General features: G+C 34.5%; 13 protein-coding genes, 2 tRNA genes and 3 rRNA genes. 9 read left to right on the top strand and 9 right to left on the bottom strand.

What is annotated here, in order from left to right; translation table 11 throughout:
• Window positions 1–68: 68 nt before the first annotated feature.
• Window positions 69–4,490, bottom strand: coding sequence for a translocation/assembly module TamB domain-containing protein (locus RSE15_RS01115; protein ID WP_324069153.1), 4,422 nt, complete (start codon window positions 4,488–4,490; stop codon window positions 69–71).
• 176 nt (window positions 4,491–4,666) lie between these two features.
• Here RSE15_RS01115 and tsaD point away from each other — a divergent pair, with 176 nt between their 5' ends.
• From tsaD to RSE15_RS01075, 8 genes are all read left to right on the top strand, one after another.
• Window positions 4,667–5,689, top strand: coding sequence for a tRNA (adenosine(37)-N6)-threonylcarbamoyltransferase complex transferase subunit TsaD (gene tsaD, locus RSE15_RS01110; RefSeq protein ID WP_324069152.1), 1,023 nt, complete (start codon window positions 4,667–4,669; stop codon window positions 5,687–5,689).
• Window positions 5,690–5,693: 4 nt separating this feature from the next.
• Complete coding sequence (locus RSE15_RS01105; protein ID WP_324069151.1) at window positions 5,694–6,659, top strand: alpha/beta hydrolase family protein; 966 nt, start codon at window positions 5,694–5,696, stop codon at window positions 6,657–6,659.
• A 4-nt stretch (window positions 6,660–6,663) separates the two neighbouring features.
• Window positions 6,664–7,368, top strand: coding sequence for a 16S rRNA (uracil(1498)-N(3))-methyltransferase (locus RSE15_RS01100; RefSeq protein WP_324069150.1), 705 nt, complete (start codon window positions 6,664–6,666; stop codon window positions 7,366–7,368).
• Window positions 7,361–7,996, top strand: coding sequence for a DUF4159 domain-containing protein (locus RSE15_RS01095; RefSeq protein ID WP_324069149.1), 636 nt, complete (start codon window positions 7,361–7,363; stop codon window positions 7,994–7,996). The genes RSE15_RS01100 and RSE15_RS01095 overlap by 8 nt, the downstream gene beginning before the upstream one ends.
• Before the next feature lie 4 nt (window positions 7,997–8,000).
• Complete coding sequence (locus RSE15_RS01090) at window positions 8,001–9,095, top strand: AI-2E family transporter (RefSeq protein WP_324069148.1); 1,095 nt, start codon at window positions 8,001–8,003, stop codon at window positions 9,093–9,095.
• A 2-nt stretch (window positions 9,096–9,097) separates the two neighbouring features.
• The gene (locus tag RSE15_RS01085) at window positions 9,098–10,276 is read left to right on the top strand and encodes a THUMP-like domain-containing protein (RefSeq protein ID WP_324069147.1); all 1,179 of its coding nucleotides are present in this window, start codon (window positions 9,098–9,100) and stop codon (window positions 10,274–10,276) included.
• Window positions 10,277–10,281: 5 nt separating this feature from the next.
• Window positions 10,282–10,851 carry a hypothetical protein gene (locus RSE15_RS01080; RefSeq protein ID WP_324069146.1) on the top strand — a complete coding sequence of 190 codons (570 nt, stop codon included), beginning with the start codon at window positions 10,282–10,284 and terminating at the stop codon, window positions 10,849–10,851.
• Between the two features lie 148 nt (window positions 10,852–10,999).
• On the top strand, window positions 11,000–11,524 hold the full coding sequence (locus RSE15_RS01075) for a DUF7935 family protein (protein ID WP_324069145.1): 525 nt from the start codon (window positions 11,000–11,002) through the stop codon (window positions 11,522–11,524).
• Window positions 11,525–11,747: 223 nt separating this feature from the next.
• On the opposite strand, the gene rrf is transcribed toward RSE15_RS01075, so the two are convergent.
• The 8 genes from rrf to RSE15_RS01035 form a co-directional block, all read right to left on the bottom strand.
• Window positions 11,748–11,857: ribosomal RNA gene (gene rrf / locus RSE15_RS01070) — 5S ribosomal RNA — on the bottom strand.
• A 162-nt stretch (window positions 11,858–12,019) separates the two neighbouring features.
• Window positions 12,020–14,900: ribosomal RNA gene (locus tag RSE15_RS01065) — 23S ribosomal RNA — on the bottom strand.
• A 162-nt stretch (window positions 14,901–15,062) separates the two neighbouring features.
• A tRNA-Ala gene (locus RSE15_RS01060) sits at window positions 15,063–15,136 on the bottom strand.
• A gap of 88 nt (window positions 15,137–15,224) precedes the next feature.
• Window positions 15,225–15,298 (bottom strand) — tRNA-Ile (locus tag RSE15_RS01055).
• Between the two features lie 85 nt (window positions 15,299–15,383).
• Window positions 15,384–16,897: ribosomal RNA gene (locus RSE15_RS01050) — 16S ribosomal RNA — on the bottom strand.
• The 16S, 23S and 5S rRNA genes sit together here with 2 tRNA genes alongside, the layout of an rRNA operon.
• A gap of 1,024 nt (window positions 16,898–17,921) precedes the next feature.
• Window positions 17,922–18,833 carry an IS3 family transposase gene (locus RSE15_RS01045; RefSeq protein WP_324069144.1) on the bottom strand — a complete coding sequence of 304 codons (912 nt, stop codon included), beginning with the start codon at window positions 18,831–18,833 and terminating at the stop codon, window positions 17,922–17,924.
• An 8-nt stretch (window positions 18,834–18,841) separates the two neighbouring features.
• Window positions 18,842–19,222 (bottom strand): hypothetical protein, encoded by a 381-nt coding sequence (locus RSE15_RS01040; RefSeq protein ID WP_324069143.1) that lies wholly within the window; start codon window positions 19,220–19,222, stop codon window positions 18,842–18,844.
• A 187-nt stretch (window positions 19,223–19,409) separates the two neighbouring features.
• On the bottom strand, window positions 19,410–20,093 hold the full coding sequence (locus tag RSE15_RS01035; protein WP_324069142.1) for a DUF4294 domain-containing protein: 684 nt from the start codon (window positions 20,091–20,093) through the stop codon (window positions 19,410–19,412).
• A gap of 110 nt (window positions 20,094–20,203) precedes the next feature.
• Here RSE15_RS01035 and RSE15_RS01030 point away from each other — a divergent pair, with 110 nt between their 5' ends.
• Window positions 20,204–21,298 carry a M42 family metallopeptidase gene (locus RSE15_RS01030; RefSeq protein ID WP_324069141.1) on the top strand — a complete coding sequence of 365 codons (1,095 nt, stop codon included), beginning with the start codon at window positions 20,204–20,206 and terminating at the stop codon, window positions 21,296–21,298.
• The last annotated feature ends 102 nt before the right edge of the window (window positions 21,299–21,400 follow it).

Here is a 21,400-nt window from a genome sequence, read left to right as displayed (position 1 = left end):
TTAATAATAGCTGCAAATTCAAACGTTTTCGTTAATAAGTTTTTGATTTAAGTACTAAAAAATAAGAATTAATCGATTTCTGGAACCTCAATAGGTTCCTCTTTAAGTGGTTCTTGTGATTTAGATTTTCTGTTATTTATGAATTCTATAAATTCTTGAGGGAACTCAGAATCGGGTAAATCATCTTGAGATTTAGATGAATCTTTTTTCTTGTTGCTTTTGAATATTTTTTGCAACATTTCTTTGAACGTATTAAATTCTACGTTATAAGTAAGTCCAAGTCCTTGTGTGTATCCAATACCTTCTCCAACATAATTAATATCGTTTTCTCTATTAAATACGTGAGCATTTAATGAACCATCTTCATTAAGCTGAATTAATACCTCTAAATTACCAACAATAACAGATTCGGTTACACCACCCACTGGAACTCCAACTTTACCATTTATCGAAATTCGGTCATTTATTCGAGTATTCATGGTTACACCTACTCTATCTGAAATCTCTGTTAATCGATTACCTTGTGAATAATCTAACCCTAATTGTAAGTTACTATCGCTATCGGCAAAAAGTCCATTAATTATAGAACTTGCTCCTTCAATTAATGATCCATAGGCTGCGTTACCTGTAGATTCTGCGGTTACAAATGAACCGGTTGCTAATAAAGCAAAAGCTTGTGTTTGTCGTGAATCTTTATCTTGTAATTTATAATCTATTTCGCTTTTCAATACTGAACTTACAGTTGGAAAATCAATATTGAAGTCGGGTTGCGGATTACTTAAATTTCCATTCAGTAAAATAGTCACATTTGTATCTACCTTTCTATTAAACGAAGCACTTTCTACTAAAACTGCAGGATTAGCCATTGTTTTATAGGTTGCTTTTAAATCTAAAACCGCATTCATTGGTTGTCCATCCCAACGAATTGTACCGCCTTTTTCAACATTAAATTTTTTATCAATTACACCACCGTATTTAAAATTGTATTCTCCTTCTTGTACTTGAAAATCGCCATACATTTCAAATTTACCGAGTGTGTTGATATTCATTTGCATTGAACCATACCCTTTGCCTTTCATGGCATGTCCTGTTTCTCTATTCAGTATGATTTCAATATCTGTATCAGTGTCAATATCAAAATTAAAATCAAGTTCAATTCCTTCATATCGTCTATCTTTAGCTATATTTTCAGCAAGAGATTTTTGAAACTCTTGAACCGTCATAAAATTAATAAAAGAAGTATTTCCTAAATCTTCTTCATCATTTACAGGAATTTTAATTGAGGTTCCTTTTTCAGATTCACCAGCCACTTTAATATTTAAAGCATTTATTTCTCCTGTAATACTGGCTTTACCTTTCATAAAAGCGGTACCATAATAGTACGCATCTTCAGAATCTTTAGTATCTAAGGCTAAAATATTATCAGAAATTAAATGTAAATCCAATTCCCAATCACCTAATTTTTCATGCTTAATAGTACCATCAATTACTCCTTTAGTATTGTATTTTGTATCTGTTACTTCAATTTTCCGCAAGCTAAATTGATGTTCTGTTAAATCTACAATTGCATTTTTTTCAAACGCATAATCGATATTAAGATATGGCACACGCATGCCTGCATTGTTAAGATATAATCGCCCATCAATTTCAGGATTAGAATATGACCCTCCAATAGTAGTTCTACCAGTTGCACTACCTCTAACATCTGATAAAACACTTCCTAAAAGTGAACCAAAAGGTGCCAAATTAAAGGCTTCAAAACCAGCTTGTAAATCCAAACTAGATTGATCTCCAATAAAATTTACATTTCCATCTAAGAAAAAGTGTTCTTTACCATCTTGCTTCAAACTTGAATTGACTTTAAATTGATTAAAATATTCGTTTCCTTCAATTTTAAAGTCTAAATCGCCCAATAAAAACTGATTAATTTTTAAACTATCGATGGTAAGATTGGAAATAGGATCATATTTATTGTTATCCTGCTTGTAAGTAATATTTCCATTAACCTTTCCTCCAAATGACAAACTATCTAAAGAAGGTGTAATTTTATTTAAATCAACATCTTCAAAAGATAATTTAAAATCTTTATAGGTAGAATCTCTCATTGTTCCTACAAAATTAATTATTTGATCGTTGTGCGATAAACTTAATTTTTCAAAGTTGAAATCGGTAAGATCTTTATTAAATATAATTTTATTATCTGTAGTTTCCCCTTCATTAATAAACCACATATAATCTTTAAATTTAATTTCAGATTTTTTAAAGCCAACAATAGATTGTTTGTCTTCATTAATAGTATGATATAAATTCAAATCATAGCTATCCTGCCCCTTTAGTCCACCTTTAAACTCAGAACGCACAAACAACGTATCATTAAGCGTTACATTAATCAAATTAAAATCAGTAATTTTATATTTATCATTTTTAATAGAATCAATCGAAATATAAGCGTTATATAAAGGATTTTTATTATCAATATCAATTTTAATATTATCTATCGAATTTTCATAAACTACAATGTTTGGAGATGTAAAATCGAAAACAAATTGTCCTTCATCGCCATTAATTTTACCTTCTAATTTGGTGTTTTCAGATATTTTTACTTCGGGCAAAATTATCTCGACAATTTTATCGTAAACTGTCAAATCAAAATCAATGAACTGTCCTTTTTCTAACTTATTTGGAGCATAATTAGCATACAAACTTCCCAGTGCATTTTCAACCATTTTCTGTACTTGATTCACTTTATATTTTCCAACAATTTTTCCTGTAATAATATCGGGAGAATTGATTTCAATGGTTCTCACTTTTTCTGCATCAAAAGTTGAGGTAATTTCGAAATCATCTAAAAAGTACGCGTCTTTATTATTTTGATATGAAACACTTTTGACTTGCAAGATACCCGCTAAATCATTTATAGAATTTCCATTTGCCTTAAAGTTAATATTTCCTTTAAAAATAGAAATTGAGTCTGAATCTATAAATTTTAATGCATATAAATTAGCATAATCAATTTGTGTTTTAAAATCGTATTTCTTTGCTTTCAAACTTAAGTCTACAATTCCATCAAAATCCATTTTTAAGTTTGGATCGTTGCTATTAAAATAACCTTTATAATAAGGCATTTTCATACTACCATCAACTGTAATATTTTGATAATTATAACCGTTGTAATAGAATTTATAAATCTTCCCTTTAATAGCAGTATTTAATAATTTTTGCGTAAAACCTTTTCCATTCACATCTAAATCAAGGGTAGTTTTCCCAATATCATTTTGACTTAAAAGTGTTCCTAAATCAAACGTTTCAAGTTTAATATTTCCTTGATAAGAAGCATTATCAATGTTATCAATGTTTTGCATGGCTAAATTAGCTTGCAAATACCCCAATTGAGACATCATTAAAACGTCAGCATTGATAATTTTCTGTGTCAATTCTACAGCTCCTGAAATATCTACTGTACCAAATTTTGACAATACAGAAGGTAGATTCTTTCCTAAAATTTGAGGCATTATAGCCTTTAAATTTTCGTAATTTGAAACTACTCTATTAAAATTTCCTTTCATGTAAAACTTTTGATGTTCTTTACCAAAAAGATTTTGAAAGTTAAGGGTACCAATAATTTCTGACTGATTTTTATCAACTAACTTTAAATTATAGGTCGTAAAATTATTAAGTGTTCCTACTAGATGCGTGTCAAGATAAAACATATTGTTTTTTCCAAACTCATTATAAAAATAATTCAAATCATTAGAAGCAATGGCTGCTTTATCGAATTGAACATCAAAAATTACTTTATTATTAAAATCAGCAAAATCTTTTCGATCATATTTCAATTCCACTCTTCCTTTCATCTCAGAGTGTTTTGTTTTCATGGCTAACCTTTCTAGTAAAATATTCTTTTTGGTATAGGTAAAATCTGCTGTAATATCCTCTACCTTTAATCCTCTATGATCGTTAAACGATAACTTATCGATAAAAGTGGTAACATTAGCGCCTTTAATAAAGAAATCCTCAATTTTACCATTAAGCTTTGTAAAATCAACTATTTTTGGCGTTTGAAGATTATGATCAATATACTGAAAGCGACTGTTAAAAACTGTCATTTTATTGGCTTTCATTCTAAATTTTCCCGATGAAGGCGAACCATCATCAAAAGCCTCAATAAATTTGTCTAGATTAGTGTAATCTTCATTTTTATAATTCACCAAACGCACATCCAAACCATGCAATACTACATTATTCATATAGGGATGTCCCAGATCATATAACTTTTTAAAACTTAGAATAGAAGTATTTAATTTTTTGATGTAAAATAAAGTGTCCTTATGATGATCTAAGACTAAAACATCCCCCAACTTTACGCTTCCAAAAGGTGTGATAGCTACTTTTCCAATGGTAATATTAGTACCATACGATTTATTTATACTATCGGTTGCATATTTTCCCAAATAAGTTTGTACCGATGGTAACGACAAAAGTATACCCATCAGCAGCAACAATAGGAGAATCCCTATAATTATTCGAAATACTATTTTTTTAAATTTTTTGATACAATCTTTTGTTTTAAATTTGCAATCAATACCCTTTTAAGTAGTAATCCAACAAAAATAACAAATTTTGTAAGATAATTTACAATATCTTTAATTCAAATTTCGTGCCTAAAATGTCTGAAAAAAATATTTATACGTTAGCTATTGAAAGTTCGTGTGATGACACCGCTGCAGCTGTACTTTGTAACGATGTTGTGTTGTCAAATGTTGTTGCTCGACAAGCAATTCACGAAGAATATGGAGGCGTTGTACCCGAATTAGCTTCTAGAGCACACCAACAAAACATTGTTCCGGTAGTAGATGTAGCCCTAAAAAAAGCGGGAATTACAAAAAACGACCTAAACTGTATCGCCTTTACTCAAGGTCCAGGATTAATGGGTTCACTTTTAGTAGGAGGCTCTTTTGCGAAATCAATGAGTATGGCTTTGGATATTCCGTTGATTGCAATTAATCACATGAAAGCGCATATTTTAGCACATTTTATTGCTGAAGAAAATTATGAGAAGCCTACATTCCCTTTTTTAGCCTTAACTATTTCAGGAGGACATACCCAAATTGTAAAAGTGAGTAGTTTTTTTGATATGGAAATTATTGGAGAAACAACTGATGATGCGGTAGGAGAAGCGTTCGACAAGAGTGCTAAAATATTAGGACTTCCCTATCCTGGCGGACCTTTAATTGATAAATTTGCGCAAGAAGGTAATCCAAAAGCTTTTCCTTTTACCAAACCAAAAGTTCCTGGATTAAACTTTAGTTTTAGTGGTTTAAAAACCCAAATTTTATATTTTATTCAGAAAAATGTTGCTTTAAACCCCGATTTTGTGGCCGAAAACAAAGCGGATATTTGTGCTTCTATTCAGCATACTATTATTGCTATTTTAATGGATAAATTAAAACTAGCGGTTGCTGAAACTGGAATTAATCAGATAGCTATTGGTGGCGGTGTTTCGGCCAATTCAGTAATTAGAACCACATTGAAGGAGGCTGAAAAAAAATACGGATGGAAAACCTATATTCCAAAGTTTGAATACACTACCGATAATGCTGCCATGATTGGAATTGTTGGGTATTATAACTTCTTAGAAGGAAATTTTAGTAACGCCGAAATAACTTCTAAAGCACGAATTGAATTTTAAGATGATGAAAAATTTATTATTTATCTTAATTACCCTTTCCGCTTTTTCTCAAAAAACACCTGAAGATTTTGGCTATAAGCACTTATCCTTTGATTATAAAAAATTAAAAGTTGATGTTTTAATCCAATCAAAAAAAGGGGAAGAAAATATACAAAAACCATTATTTTTTTGGTGTCAAGGAAGTATGCCACAACCAATCATAAAATATGACGAAAATAGACTTTATGGAACTTTGCCATTTGATGTAAATGATTTTTTATCTGATTATCATTTAGTTATTATAGGAAAACCTGGGATTCCCGTGATTTCTGATGTTAAAAATTTAAAGAATAATTATCAATATTTAGTTGATAATGACAGTGTCCCAAGGGCATATTCCGATCACAACTACTTAGATTATTATGTTGAAAGAAATGATTTTATCATTAAAAAACTTTTAAAAGAAAAATGGGTTTCAAAAAATAAATTAGTTCTCGCAGGTCATTCAGAAGGAAGTACAATTGCGGCTAAACTAGCTACAAAAAACAAAAAGGTTACGCACTTAATTTATTCGGGTGGGAATCCATATGGTAGAATTCTTAGCATGATTGAAGAAGAAGTTTTCAAACTTAAAAATTACGATATTATTGATTATTGGCGAGAAGTTGTGATCAATAAAAACAACTTAAACTATAATGGTGGAGATACTTATAGAGCTACTTATGACTTTTCTATCCCCTCAGCAGATAATTTAAAGAAACTTAAAATACCAGTTCTAGTTACATTTGGAACAAAGGATTGGAACGCTCCCTTTGTTAATTTATTCCAAATTGAAAGTATTAAATTAAATAGTACTAATTTTACATTTATACCTTATTTCGATGTTGAGCATAATTTTTTTCCAGTAAATGAAAAAAGAGAACCAAACTATGAAATTTATAATTGGGAAAATGTTGGAAAAGACTGGAAAAATTGGTTAAATAAAAATTAAGCAGATGCAACTATTCTATAATTCAGAAATAAAAAAAAGTGACAAAACCTTCTTTTTCGATAAAGAAGAAAGTAAACATATAGTTAAAGTATTACGTAAAAAGGAAGGTGATAAAGTATTTATTACAAATGGATTAGGCTACTTATTTGAATCAGAAATAATTATGACTTCCGAAAAAAAATGTGAAGTAAAAATCACTGAGGAAACTTTTCAAGAACCCAATACGTTTTACACCCATATTGCCGTTGCTCCTACCAAAATGAACGACCGTTTAGAGTGGTTTTTAGAAAAAGCAACCGAAATTGGTATTCACGAAATTACACCAATTATCTGTGATCATTCGGAACGAAAAGTGTATAAAATTGATCGAGCTGAAAAAATCATTCAAGCCGCAATGAAACAATCACTTCATTATTATATTCCTAAAATTAATGAACCCGTTTCACTTTCGCAATTCATAAAATCAAACATAACAGGACAAAAATTCATTGCTCATTGTGAAGAAACGGATAAAAAATCGTTTAAAAATGAAGTCAAAAGAGACGAAAAAATCACTATTCTAATTGGACCAGAAGGTGATTTTTCTACAAAAGAAATCAATTTCGCTATTGAAAATAAATTTATTCCTGTAACTTTGGGAAATACAAGATTACGAACCGAAACAGCAGCTTTAGTTGCTTGTCATACAATTGCCTTGATAAATGAATAAATTGATTTTATTATTATTAGTTTTTAACTTAGGATTTTCCCAAGAAATTGCAGTTGCTAAATATGCTGGTGGCGGCGATTGGTATGCAAATCCGACTTCATTGCCTAATTTAGCTAAATTCTGTAACCAAAATATCAATACATCAATAAACACAAAAGTTGCTACGGTTGAAGTGGGAAGTGCCGAAATATTTACGTACCCTTTTGTTCACATGACAGGTCATGGCAATGTGGTTTTTAGTGCAAATGATGCAATAAATCTAAGAAACTACATTACTTCTGGTGGATTTTTACATATTGATGATAATTACGGAATGGATGAATTTATTAGAAAAGAAATTAAAAAAATATTTCCCGATAATCCATTGACAGAAATTCCTTCTAATCATCTTATTTTTAAAGAACCATTTAGTTTTTCGAGTGGTTTACCTAAAATTCATGAGCACGATAACAAAAAACCTCAAGCTTTTGGCATTTTTATAGAAGGTAGAATAGCATTGCTTTATACTTATGAAACGGATTTAGGGGATGGCTGGGAAGATTCTGAAGTGCATAATAACCCACAAACTGTAAGAGAAAAAGCGCTAAAAATGGGTGCTAATATTATCAATTACGCTTTTAAAAATTAATAGTATGACTTCAAAAGAAATTTCACTTGGAATAGTAAAAGCAGTTGCAATATTAATTGCAAACGGTTTAGCTTTGTTTTTTTTATTTAAAATTTCTACAGTTTTAATCTATTGTATTATCGCGATTGTGATTTCATTATTATTAAATCCTTTAGTGAATTTTTTAAAACGAAAATTAAAGTTCAAAAACACACTCGCTGTAATTACTGCAATACTCATAGCTTTTCTTGTAATTTCTGGATTTATTTTACTTTTTGTACCCCTTTTACTAGCACAAGGTAAAAACTTATCATTGTTAGATGTTACCACCTTAGAAAAAAACTATCATATATTACTTCAAAACATTACACTTTTTTTAGATTCTTATAACGTAAATACAAAGCAACTCATTCAAAGCAGTAAACTATCTTCGTTTACAACATTTGAGTTTATTCCAAACTTCATAAACAGTTTTTTTAGCACTTTAGGAAATTTCAGTATGGGCTTTGCTTCGGTCTTATTTATAACCTTTTTTATTTTGAAGGAAAGCGAATCTTTTTATTTGAAATTTAAAAATATTTTACCCGATAATCAAAAAGAAAAAATATTACATTCTGTCAAAGAAATTAATCATTTACTATCGCGCTACTTTCTTGGTTTATTATTACAGTTAACAATTATTATGATTTTATATCTAGTTGTTTTCCTAATATTTGGCGTAGAAAATGCAATTATAATAGCCTTATTGTGTGCAATTTTCAATATTGTACCATATGTTGGACCTCTAATTGCTTCTGTAGTGGCTGGTTTATTAGTTATGACAAGCGGAATCGGTGCGGGTGCAGACTTTGTAAACGAAACACTTCCAACCGCAATTTATGTTTTAATCGGAATGTCATTAGTTCAAGTAATTGACAATAATTTTAGTTCACCTTTAATTTTTTCTAAAAGTACCAATTCACATCCATTAGAAATTTTCTTAATCATCTTGATGGCAGGAATTTTATTTGGGATAACTGGAATGATTATCGCTGTTCCATTTTACACTTCATTAAAAGTTATTGGGAAAGAATTTTTTCCGGAAAATAAAGTCATTAAAGCACTTACAAAAAACTTATAATTTTGAATATTGAAGAACTTTTACAGCCTAAAATTCAAGATTTTATTACCGAAAATTTAGGTACTGATAGCGTAAAATTAGCTTTAAAGAGAAACCCTTTTCCTGAATTTTCTTATGCCGAAATCATCAACCAAATTATTTCAAAAAAGAAGGCTAAAGAAAAATTAACCACCTGGTTTTCAAAAACCAACATAATTTATCCTGAAAAAATTTCTATTGAGCAAACTTCCTCAGAAAGTACTGCAAACTATAAATCTTCATTGGTTTCAGGTGAAAAATTAATCGATTGTACAGGCGGATTTGGAATAGACGATTATTATTTTTCAAAACAATTCAAAACGGTAATTCATTGCGAATTAAATGCCGATTTATCTCAAATTGTAAAACATAATTGTGAAGTTTTAAAAGTAAGTAATATTGAATGTTATCAAGGCGACAGCACAGAAATTTTAAAACAATTAAATCAGAAATTCGATTGCATTTACATCGATCCTTCCAGAAGAAATGACGCCAAAGGCAAAGTTTTTATGCTGGCCGATTGTTTGCCAAACGTAGTGGATTTACAAGATTTTTACTTTCAATTTACCAATGCTATTTTAATCAAGACTGCACCTATTTTAGATTTGCAAGCTGGATTATTAGAATTAAAAAATGTAGTCCAAATTCATATTGTGGCGGTAGATAACGAAGTAAAAGAGTTGCTTTGGAAAATAGAAAAAAACTTTAATGAATCACCAGAAATCATAGCTGTAAATATTGAAAAAAGTAACCCTTCAATTACTAAAATTGAAAGTTCAAAATCGTATTCAGCCCGTTATAGTTTACCAAAAAAATATCTGTACGAACCTAATGCAGCTTTAATGAAATCAGGCGGTTTTGAAGCAGTTTCCGAATTATTCACAGTGAGTAAATTACACCAACATTCGCATTTATACACTACGGAAGAAATAACAGCTTTTCCAGGAAGAAAATTTCAAATTGATGCAATAATACCGTTTCAGAAAAAAGAAATTGCACACTATATTCAAGGCAAAAAAATGAATGTTTCAACTCGAAATTTCCCCATAAAACCCGAAGAAATTAAAAAGAAATATAAAATTCAAGATGGTGGAACCGTTTTTGCTTTTTTTACTACCAATTTGAATAATGAAAAAATAATTTTACTTTGCACCAAATTATAATCCATATGAAATACTTTTTATCACTATTATTGTTACTTACGCTAAGTGTAACTGCTCAAAATAAAGATTGTAGCTATGATGTTGAAGAAAAAACAGACTCTACTTCTTTAAAAATATTACCTAAAGTATTAATGCACGAAAAAATATTTGGTAACTCTAACGAATACTTATTTTTTTCACTTTTAAATAATAATGATATTCCTATGTTGAGCATTCAACAATTACAAAAAAGTAAAGATTTTATTAAAACCAATTGCATTACAAAAAAATCAAAAATTATATTGCAATTGGCTAATGGTAAAATCTTAACCTTATTGAGTGCTAACGATGAAAATTGTAGCGAACTAATGTATGATGAAAATGAAAAAAACAATATTAGAATATTAACCAGTTATTTTTATTTTACAAAAAGTAATTACGAAGATATAAAAACTAGTCCCATTAGCATAATGCGAATTCAGTTTGACGCAGAAACTAAAGATTATATACTAAAAAGTGAATTAATTTCTGAAAATTTACAATCAAAATCTAAACCTGATAGTTATTTTATGGATTTTTTGAAATGTGTGGAGTAGGAATTTTAAGTTCGATAATTAACATGCTAATTACACAGCAAATAATAAGTAATATTGGATTGCAAATAGAATTAATGTATAATAAATCAATTTGAAATTTATTTTTTTTTAAACTTATTTTGTGATACATTTAAAATTAATTTAAAAAATGATGATAGAAGATAAATTATTAGAAATTGCGGCATACACAATACCTGCTTTAATTACTGGAGGAGTTGTATTTATAATGATACAAAAAAATTATAGTAATGAAGAGAGTAAACGAAAATTTGAATTACTAAGAGAAAATCAAAAACAAGCTTTACCAATTCGTTTTCAAGCTTATGAGCGTATAGTATTATTTTTAGAGAGAATTAATCCAACACAATTAATAATTCGTGTAGAACCAATAGGAAGTAGCAAAAGTGATTATGCTAGTTTGCTAATTCAACATATTCAATCTGAATTTGAACATAATTTAACGCAACAAATTTACTTAAATACTAAAACATGGGATATTGTACTAAAAGCAAAAAACAGTACAATACATCTAATTCGAAAAAATGCACTTTCTCAAGATGTTGCTGATGCCTTCAAAATGAGAGAAGCCATTATGATAGAACTAACAGAAACTGAAGCACCGAGCAATATTGCGATTCATTATTTGAAAGATGAATTTAAAAGCTTTTTTTAAATACAATTCATGTTTACTAAGTAATCTAAATTATTTTGTTTCGCTTTTTTTGGATGAATTAAATTATACTGATCCACTGGACACTTCACTATAAATTTGTGGAGTATTCTCAATTTTTGAAGTTTTCTTTTTTGTTGACATATTATGTAATATTTAGTCAACTTTTTTCAGGACAAGACACATAACAAAAAACCCCTCATCGATAGATGAAGGGTTTTCAAAAGAAAGGCGGCGACATACTCTCCCACATAACTGCAGTACCATCTGCGCAATCGGGCTTAACTTCTCTGTTCGGAATGGGAAGAGGTGAGCCCCGACGCAATAACCACCTTAAATTTTTGTTTAAGGTTTCAGGTTCGAAAGTTACAGGTTAAACAACTTGGAACTTTAAACTTGGAGCTTTAAACGCCACGCCATAGGCGAGCTAATATCTTAACATACTGAGATAAATAATTTAAAAGAAAGTTTTCTCCCGAGTCCGAAGACTCGGGAATTGTACATAAGCTAACGGGTTATTAGTACTACTCGACTATGACATTACTGCCTTTACATCTATAGCCTATCAACGTGGTCATCTTCCACGACCCTTAAAAGAAATCTCATCTTGTGGTGGGTTTCGCGCTTATATGCTTTCAGCGCTTATCCCTTCCCAACGTAGCTACTCTGCAGTGCTCCTGGCGGAACAACAGATACACCAGCGGTTAGTCCAATTCGGTCCTCTCGTACTAGAATCAGATCCACTCAAATTTCTAACGCCCACAGTAGATAGAGACCGAACTGTCTCACGACGTTCTGAACCCAGCTCGCGTGCCACTTTAATGGGCGAACAGCCCAACCCTTGGGACCTTCTCCAGCCCCAGGATGTGACGAGCCGACATCGAGGTGCCAAACCCCCCCGTCGATATGAGCTCTTGGGGGAGATCAGCCTGTTATCCCCGGCGTACCTTTTATCCTTTGAGCGATGGCCCTTCCATGCGGAACCACCGGATCACTATGCTCTACTTTCGTACCTGATCGACCTGTATGTCTCTCAGTCAAGCTCCCTTATGCCATTGCACTCTACGCACGGTTACCAAGCGTGCTGAGGGAACCTTTAGAAGCCTCCGTTACTCTTTTGGAGGCGACCACCCCAGTCAAACTACCCACCAAACAATGTCCTCCGATATTCGGAGTTAGGCCTCAGACAAGCAAAGGGTGGTATTTCAACAATGACTCCACAACGCCTAGCGACGCCACTTCATAGTCTCCCACCTATCCTACACATCACGTGTCCAAGGTCAATATTAAGCTATAGTAAAGGTGCACAGGGTCTTTTCGTCCCACTGCGGGTAAGCGGCATCTTCACCGCTACTACAATTTCACCGAGCTCATGGCTGAGACAGTATCCAGATCGTTACACCATTCGTGCAGGTCGGAACTTACCCGACAAGGAATTTCGCTACCTTAGGACCGTTATAGTTACGGCCGCCGTTTACTTGGGCTTCATTTCAATGCTTCTCCGAAGATAACATCTCCACTTAACCTTCAAGCACCGGGCAGGTGTCAGGCCCTATACTTCATCTTACGATTTTGCAGAGCCCTGTGTTTTTGATAAACAGTCGCCTGGATTTTTTCACTGCGGCCAGCATTGCTGCTGGCGACCCTTCTCCCGAAGTTACGGGTCCATTTTGCCTAATTCCTTAGCCATGAATCTCTCGAGCACCTTAGGATTCTCTCCTCAACTACCTGTGTCGGTTTACGGTACTGGTACTTATAATCTAAGTTTAGAAGATTTTCTTGGCAGCCTTTAGGTACACTATCACTTTGTCCGAAGACTCCGTGTACTATCGCATTTCACCAGTCCCAGCGGATTTGCCTACCGGGCCTATAGCTAAGTGCTTTAACGAACTATTCCGTCAGTTCGCGGTACTTTCACCACTGCGTCTCTCCATCACAATTATAAGTAGTACGGGAATATTAACCCGTTGGCCATCGACTGTCCCTTTCGGGTTCGCCTTAGGACCAGACTAACCCACAGCTGATTAGCATAGCTGTGGAAACCTTAGTTTTTCGGTGTGCGGGTTTCTCGCCCGCATTATCGTTACTTATGCCTACATTTTCTTTTCTAAACAGTCCAGCATGACTCACATCACACCTTCGACCCAGTTTAGAATGCTCCCCTACCACTTGTATTACTACAAATCCATAGCTTCGGTAATATGCTTATGCCCGATTATTATCCATGCTCGTCCGCTCGACTAGTGAGCTGTTACGCACTCTTTAAATGAATGGCTGCTTCCAAGCCAACATCCTAGCTGTCTGGGCAGACAAACCTCGTTATTTCAACTTAGCATATATTTGGGGACCTTAGCTGATGGTCTGGGTTCTTTCCCTCTCGGACATGGACCTTAGCACCCATGCCCTCACTGCTGGTAAACATTATATAGCATTCGGAGTTTGTCAGGAATTGGTAGGCGATGAAGCCCCCGCATCCAATCAGTAGCTCTACCTCTATATAACTTATACCCAGCGCTGCACCTAAATGCATTTCGGGGAGTACGAGCTATTTCCGAGTTTGATTGGCCTTTCACCCCTACCCACAGATCATCCCAAGACTTTTCAACGTCAACGGGTTCGGTCCTCCACTATGTGTTACCACAGCTTCAACCTGTCCATGGGTAGATCACACGGTTTCGCGTCTACCATTACTGACTAAAGCGCCCTATTCAGACTCGCTTTCGCTACGGATCCATACCATAAGTACTTATCCTTGCCAGCAACGGTAACTCGTAGGCTCATTATGCAAAAGGCACGCCGTCACCCCACGAAAGGGCTCCGACCGCTTGTAAGCGTATGGTTTCAGGATCTATTTCACTCCGTTATTCACGGTTCTTTTCACCTTTCCCTCACGGTACTGGTTCACTATCGGTCTCTCAGGAGTATTTAGCCTTAGCGGATGGTCCCGCCAAATTCACACAGGGTTTCACGTGCCCCGCGCTACTCAGGATACCACTATCGTTATCTTCTCTTACTTATACAGGGCTATCACCTTCTTTGGCTTACCTTTCCAGGTAATTCTAATTCAATCCGCAACAAATATCGTGGTCCTACAACCCCAGATATGCCGTAACATCCCTGGTTTGGGCTAATCCGCGTTCGCTCGCCACTACTTACGGAATCACTTTTGTTTTCTTCTCCTCCGCCTACTTAGATGTTTCAGTTCAGCGGGTTTGCCCACCTATCGGTGTACTATGTCTTCAACATAGTGGGTTGCCCCATTCGGATATCTACGGATCAATTCGTGTGTGCCAATCCCCGTAGCTTTTCGCAGCTTATCACGTCCTTCTTCGCCTCTGAGAGCCTAGGCATCCCCCATACGCCCTTATTTTGCTTATGTGCCGCCTAATTCTATAAATAAAACTAGGACTTTCTTTATAAAACCGTAACTTGTTACGATTCTACTGTACTTTCTACTTTTTAAAATATTTTATCTCAATATGTCAATGAACTTGTGGCGTATCGCCACTGATAATAATTATCAGCTTTGAATTAGCCGTTGTGGAGAATATCGGAGTCGAACCGATGACCTCCTGCGTGCAAGGCAGGCGCTCTAGCCAGCTGAGCTAATCCCCCGTTTTTTAGTGTTCAGTTAACAGTTATCAGTTAACAGTACTTCAAACGGTTACTCAACCTCTAAAATTTCCTTATAAGTAAAACATTGTAGTCCCGCCCAGACTCGAACTGGGGACCCCTACATTATCAGTGTAGTACTCTAACCAGCTGAGCTACGAGACTCTGTTTTTACTTATTTGTATTATTTGAATTAACAGCGAGAGTAATATTTTACGCATCGTAAACTAACTTCCTTAGTCTTCTCTAGAAAGGAGGTGTTCCAGCCGCACCTTCCGGTACGGCTACCTTGTTACGACTTAGCCCTAGTTACCAGTTTTACCCTAGGCAGCTCCTTGCGGTCACCGACTTCAGGCACCCCCAGCTTCCATGGCTTGACGGGCGGTGTGTACAAGGCCCGGGAACGTATTCACCGGATCATGGCTGATATCCGATTACTAGCGATTCCAGCTTCACGGAGTCGAGTTGCAGACTCCGATCCGAACTGAGATAGGTTTTGTAGATTCGCTCCTGCTCGCGCAGTGGCTGCTCTCTGTACCTACCATTGTAGCACGTGTGTGGCCCAGGACGTAAGGGCCGTGATGATTTGACGTCATCCCCACCTTCCTCACAGTTTACACTGGCAGTCTCGTTAGAGTTCCCGACATGACTCGCTGGCAACTAACGACAGGGGTTGCGCTCGTTATAGGACTTAACCTGACACCTCACGGCACGAGCTGACGACAACCATGCAGCACCTTGTAAATTGTCCGAAGAAAAAACTGTTTCCAGTCCTGTCAATCTACATTTAAGCCCTGGTAAGGTTCCTCGCGTATCATCGAATTAAACCACATGCTCCACCGCTTGTGCGGGCCCCCGTCAATTCCTTTGAGTTTCACACTTGCGTGCGTACTCCCCAGGTGGGATACTTATCACTTTCGCTTAGCCACTCAGATTGCTCCGAACAGCTAGTATCCATCGTTTACGGCGTGGACTACCAGGGTATCTAATCCTGTTCGCTCCCCACGCTTTCGTCCATCAGCGTCAATCGTTTGTTAGTAACCTGCCTTCGCAATTGGTATTCCATGTAATATCTAAGCATTTCACCGCTACACTACATATTCTAGTTACTTCACAAAAATTCAAGCCCTACAGTATCAATGGCAGTTTCCTAGTTGAGCTAGGAGATTTCACCACTGACTTATAAGGCCGCCTACGGACCCTTTAAACCCAATGATTCCGGATAACGCTTGGATCCTCCGTATTACCGCGGCTGCTGGCACGGAGTTAGCCGATCCTTATTCCTACAGTACCGTCAAGCTCCCACACGTGGGAGGGTTTCTTCCTGTATAAAAGCAGTTTACAATCCATAGGACCGTCTTCCTGCACGCGGCATGGCTGGTTCAGGCTTGCGCCCATTGACCAATATTCCTCACTGCTGCCTCCCGTAGGAGTCTGGTCCGTGTCTCAGTACCAGTGTGGGGGATCTCCCTCTCAGGACCCCTACCCATCATTGTCTTGGTAAGCCGTTACCTTACCAACTAACTAATGGGACGCATGCTCATCTTATACCGTTGGAACTTTAGTTATCAAACCATGCGATTCGATAACACTATGGGGCATTAATCCAAATTTCTCTGGGCTATTCCCCTGTATAAGGTAGATTGCATACGCGTTACGCACCCGTGCGCCGGTCTCAAGTCCCGAAGAACTCTACCCCTCGACTTGCATGTGTTAGGCCTGCCGCTAGCGTTCATCCTGAGCCAGGATCAAACTCTTCATCGTATATTGTTTGTTAGATAAATCTAACTATGTTTCGATTAAAGTCGCTAGTCTTTCAATGTTATTCGAAAAATCTTACTCTCTCTTAATGTTCAAAATTACATTACTGTAATTTTGTGCTGTCAATTCAATATGTCTATGAACGTGTCATTCTCTTTTTATATCCGCCTCTCATTCGATTAGCGGGTGCAAAAGTACAACTCTTTTTTAATCTGGCAAGCTTTTTTGAAAAAAAATTTTGACTATTTTCTCTTAACCACTTTGCCAATATTTTTAAGAACTTGCACTCCCCCAATTCTTTCGTTTCGGGTCGGCAAAGATACTACCTTTACTTTCTATTATCCAAATCTTTTTTTAACTTTTTTTAAAAGTTTTTTGATTTGTTTAATCCTTAGTTTGTGTGTGAACTTCTGCTCTAATGCGGGTGCAAAAGTAGAAATCTTTTTTGTTCCCACAAGCCTTTTATATTCTTTTTTTAATTCTTTTTTTGATACTTTTCTTAACTCACTGATAACAAGGATTTAATATAGAAAAGTTTTTTTAGGACTTAACCACTAAGGCACAAAGAAGACACAAAGCACACTATTTTCTTTTTAAACACATAAGACATAGTAGTGTTTTGTTACTTATATATAATGTGGGAAAAGTTCATAAAAGGGATTATGTATTGCGAAACATCCCCCTAGCCCCCTTCGAAAGGAGAATTATTTGAGGAAAATATTTGTTTGTTAAACATATAAGACATAGAAGTGTTTTTGTTACTTATATATAGTATAAGGTAAAGTTCATAAAAGTGGTTCGGTGGGTTGTGGGCTTAACTGCGTTAAGCAGTAGCCTGCTGCGCAGGAGATTCCTGTTCTGCGGAATGACAGCTCGCTTTGCGAGGAAGGATTGCTTGCATAGCGAGGAAGTTGTGCTCGTCTTGCGAGCCAGTGGGATGGTTATCTGAAATACTGTCTCGTCCTAAAATAAGTTTACATTTTTACACTTAATCCTAAAATAGATTTACAATTCATTTTTAGTCCTGTTATTTGTTTACAATAATAGGACTTTTTACATAATAATTCTTCCATAATTTTTCTGTTTTTATATTATTTTGATGTACTTGATCTGGAGTAAGATTTCCTATGCTCATATGAAGTCTTTCATTATTATATAATTCTACAACTGTTTTCAATAATTCTTTAGCTTGTTTAATATTATCTATTTGATAATCATTTAAATATTCTTCTTTTATTATGCCATTAACTCTCTCTGCAATTGCATTTTCTAACGGATCTCCTTTTTCTGTCATACTAATTCTTATATTGTTATTTTCTAGAAGTTTTATATATTTATCACTACAATATTGAATTCCTCTATCAGAATGGTGCGTGAGTTGAAAATGGCAATCTGGTACCTTTCTTAGACCAGAGATTGCCATTTTCAACGCTTCCATTGTTTCAACAGCTTCCATTGTCTGTGCCACATGTGAACCAATGATTTTTCTTGAATAAGCATCTGTTATGAAGCTGATATAAACAAATCCTGTTGCTATTTTCCAATATGTTATATCGCTAACCCATAATTGATTTGGTTTAGTTGGAATTAAATTACGTATCAAATTTGGATACTTTTTAAATCGATGATAAGAATTGGTAGTAATTGTTTGTTTTTTTCTACGCTTTACTAAAAGATAATTTGCAGATAAAACATCGAATAATCTATCTCTACCCATTTTTATTTGATGTTCTAATAGAAATGGTTGAAGTAATTCGGATAACTTTCTTCCTCCTATATGACGATGATTATTTCTTATTTTTAGCACTTCAGATATAACTAATTCATCTTCAAAAACATATTGTTCTTGATGCCAAAAGTGTTGATAATATGCTTGTCGTGTTACACCAAGTAATCGGCAAAACTTGCCTAAACCAATCTTGGGATAATGGTTTTTCATCTCCTGAATTACTTGGTATTGGACTTTTTTACGATATTAATTTTAAACTCTTTTTCTGCTATTTCTATCATTTTACGATAAGTCTCAGCTAAAAGTTTTGCCTCTTGAAGTTCTTTTTCAAGTTCTGTAATTGACTTTTGAGAGTCTATTTCTTTAGAATTATTTTTAACTGATCTCATAACGGGTAAAGATACAATTCTTGATTTTATATTATCATATCCTCTTTCCCTTAACCAGTAGGTTAGTCGACCATTACCAAGATTATGTTTTAATTCAACCTCCTTTTTGGTCATTGAACCAGCTAAGTATTCATTACAAACAAATCTTTTAAATTCTTCCGAATAAATAGATTGCCACTTAGAACTTCTTATTCTTGAATATCTTTCCATATTTTTACACTTTTGTGTAAACCTATTTCAGGACAAGACATACTATACGTCTTGACTAGCCCCGATGGGAACGGCATCCTTTTACAAACCTAACAGGTTTTTGAAAACCTGTTAGGTTTGTAAAAGATATAGTGGACAGCGGGACTATTAGTCTTTATGAAATGTAAAACGGGTGCTTCTAAAAAAATTATTCTTTAGGTGTTGTTTTAGGCTGAAGTTTAATTTTATTGATCCAGTGTTCGTTGAGTTTATCAAAATCGATGGGCTTTTTTGATTCTTGTTTGGTAAGTTGCCCTTGGTTGAAGGCTGCATTTAGAATCCCTTCAATGTGGTAGTCTTCTTTAATTTCGTAGGGTTTGTATTGTGTTTTTAAATTGATATCAAATAAATAAGCTGTAGAATTGGCCCAAAAGGCTTTCCATCCGCTTTTGTACTCCTTTATTAAATCGAAAGTGGTACTTCCGGTTTGGCGATAAATTAATTTTACTAAGATTTGACCATCTTTGCGGGATAGTTTTTTCAAACGCGGTTCAAATTCTTCTTCTAAATATTTTTCTACCAGTTTAAAGTATTTCTTTTTTTCGCGATTGGTTTTCAATTTTGCCATGGTAGCATTTAACTGCGTTAATTTATCAGCCGTTAATTTGGCATACGGATACACTTTGAAAATTCTTCTCTTTAATATTAACTTGGCTTTTTTGTCTTCGTCAGTAGTATACACGTTAGTGGGCGTGAAAATAATTTCTTTTAATTCGATAGAATATATGATTGACGAATCTTGTTGCGTCATCTTTAACGTGTCGGTTTCGGTTTGAGCAAAAGAAAAAGTAGTAATGAATAGGCAGAAACTACTAAAAAATAACTTATACATAATGTTTGTGTTTATACTTTTAAACTCATAGCAAAAAGTAAACCAAAATTATCGAAATAATATGAAACTCTAATTACTTATTTCTATTTTAGCAAAAAATTATAGTTAACATGAGTACAAAATCGATATTAAAGAAGTCGTCGATGACTTTTTTGGAAAATTATTTAAATAATGCCTCGCCAACTGGCTATGAAGCGGAAGGACAAAAAATTTGGATGGATTACTTAAAACCGTATGTAGATACTTTTATTACCGATACCTACGGAAGTGCCGTTGGAGTTATTAATCCAGATGCTCCTTATAAAGTAGTAATTGAAGGCCATGCGGATGAAATTTCGTGGTATGTGAATTATATTACCGATGACGGATTAATCTATGTGATTAGAAATGGTGGAAGTGACCACATGATTGCGCCATCGAAACGTGTGAACATTCATACCAAGAAAGGGATTGTTCGTGGTGTTTTTGGTTGGCCAGCAATTCATACGAGAGGAAGAAACGGAAAAGCTGAAGAATCGGCAAAAATTGAAAACATATTTATTGATTGTGGTTGCTCTACGAAAGCCGAAGTGGAAGAATTAGGCGTTCATGTGGGTTGTGTGATTACGTATCCCGATAATTTTGAGATTTTAAACAACGATAAATTTGTATGTAGAGCCATTGATAACCGCATGGGTGGTTTTATGATTGCCGAAGTAGCGCGTTTATTAAAGGAAAACAAAAAGAAATTACCTTTTGGATTGTACATTGTGAACTCGGTGCAAGAGGAAATTGGTTTGCGTGGTGCGGAAATGATTACCCAACGCATTAAACCAAACGTTGCCATAGTAACCGATGTTTGCCACGATACTACTACCCCAATGATTGACAAAAAAATTGAAGGCGATTTAAAAATGGGACGCGGACCTGTTATTGCTTACGCTCCTGCAACACAAAACATTTTACGTGAAATGATTGTGGACACAGCGGTAGAAAACAAAATACCTTTCCAACGTCATGCGACTTCTCGCGTTACGGGAACCGATACCGATGCTTTTGCATATAGCAATGGCGGAGTTGCCTCGGCTTTGATTTCGTTACCGTTGCGTTATATGCACACGACGGTAGAAATGGTTCACCGCGACGACGTAGAAAATGTAATTAAATTAATTTACGAAAGTTTGTTGAAAATAGAGAATAACGAAACGTTTAGTTATTTTAAATAAAAATATTGTTCATAGATAAACAAAAAATCCCGCAAAAGCGGGATTTTAATTTAACTTTTCTTACGAGAACCGTTTACAAACTTTATAATTTTTCCTGATATT

The sequence above is a fragment of the Flavobacterium sp. genome (genome assembly GCF_035195345.1).
GTDB lineage: Bacteria > Bacteroidota > Bacteroidia > Flavobacteriales > Flavobacteriaceae > Flavobacterium.
The sequence above is the reverse complement of the archived record's forward strand: the minus strand, read 5'-3'. Positions and strand labels throughout refer to the sequence as shown.

Bases quoted from the DNA above. Each gene is read 5' to 3' on its own strand.
- RSE15_RS01080 (WP_324069146.1), top strand. From the start codon at position 10,282: ATGAAATACTTTTTATCACTATTATTGTTACTTACGCTAAGTGTAACT.
- RSE15_RS01100 (WP_324069150.1), top strand. From the start codon at position 6,664: ATGCAACTATTCTATAATTCAGAAATAAAAAAAAGTGACAAAACCTTC.
- RSE15_RS01090 (WP_324069148.1), top strand. From the start codon at position 8,001: ATGACTTCAAAAGAAATTTCACTTGGAATAGTAAAAGCAGTTGCAATA.
- RSE15_RS01045 (WP_324069144.1), bottom strand. From the start codon at position 18,833: ATGAAAAACCATTATCCCAAGATTGGTTTAGGCAAGTTTTGCCGATTA.
- RSE15_RS01040 (WP_324069143.1), bottom strand. From the start codon at position 19,222: ATGGAAAGATATTCAAGAATAAGAAGTTCTAAGTGGCAATCTATTTAT.
- RSE15_RS01105 (WP_324069151.1), top strand. From the start codon at position 5,694: ATGAAAAATTTATTATTTATCTTAATTACCCTTTCCGCTTTTTCTCAA.
- tsaD (WP_324069152.1), top strand. From the start codon at position 4,667: ATGTCTGAAAAAAATATTTATACGTTAGCTATTGAAAGTTCGTGTGAT.
- RSE15_RS01030 (WP_324069141.1), top strand. From the start codon at position 20,204: ATGAGTACAAAATCGATATTAAAGAAGTCGTCGATGACTTTTTTGGAA.
- RSE15_RS01115 (WP_324069153.1), bottom strand. From the start codon at position 4,490: ATGGGTATACTTTTGTCGTTACCATCGGTACAAACTTATTTGGGAAAA.
- RSE15_RS01095 (WP_324069149.1), top strand. From the start codon at position 7,361: ATGAATAAATTGATTTTATTATTATTAGTTTTTAACTTAGGATTTTCC.
- RSE15_RS01075 (WP_324069145.1), top strand. From the start codon at position 11,000: ATGATGATAGAAGATAAATTATTAGAAATTGCGGCATACACAATACCT.
- RSE15_RS01035 (WP_324069142.1), bottom strand. From the start codon at position 20,093: ATGTATAAGTTATTTTTTAGTAGTTTCTGCCTATTCATTACTACTTTT.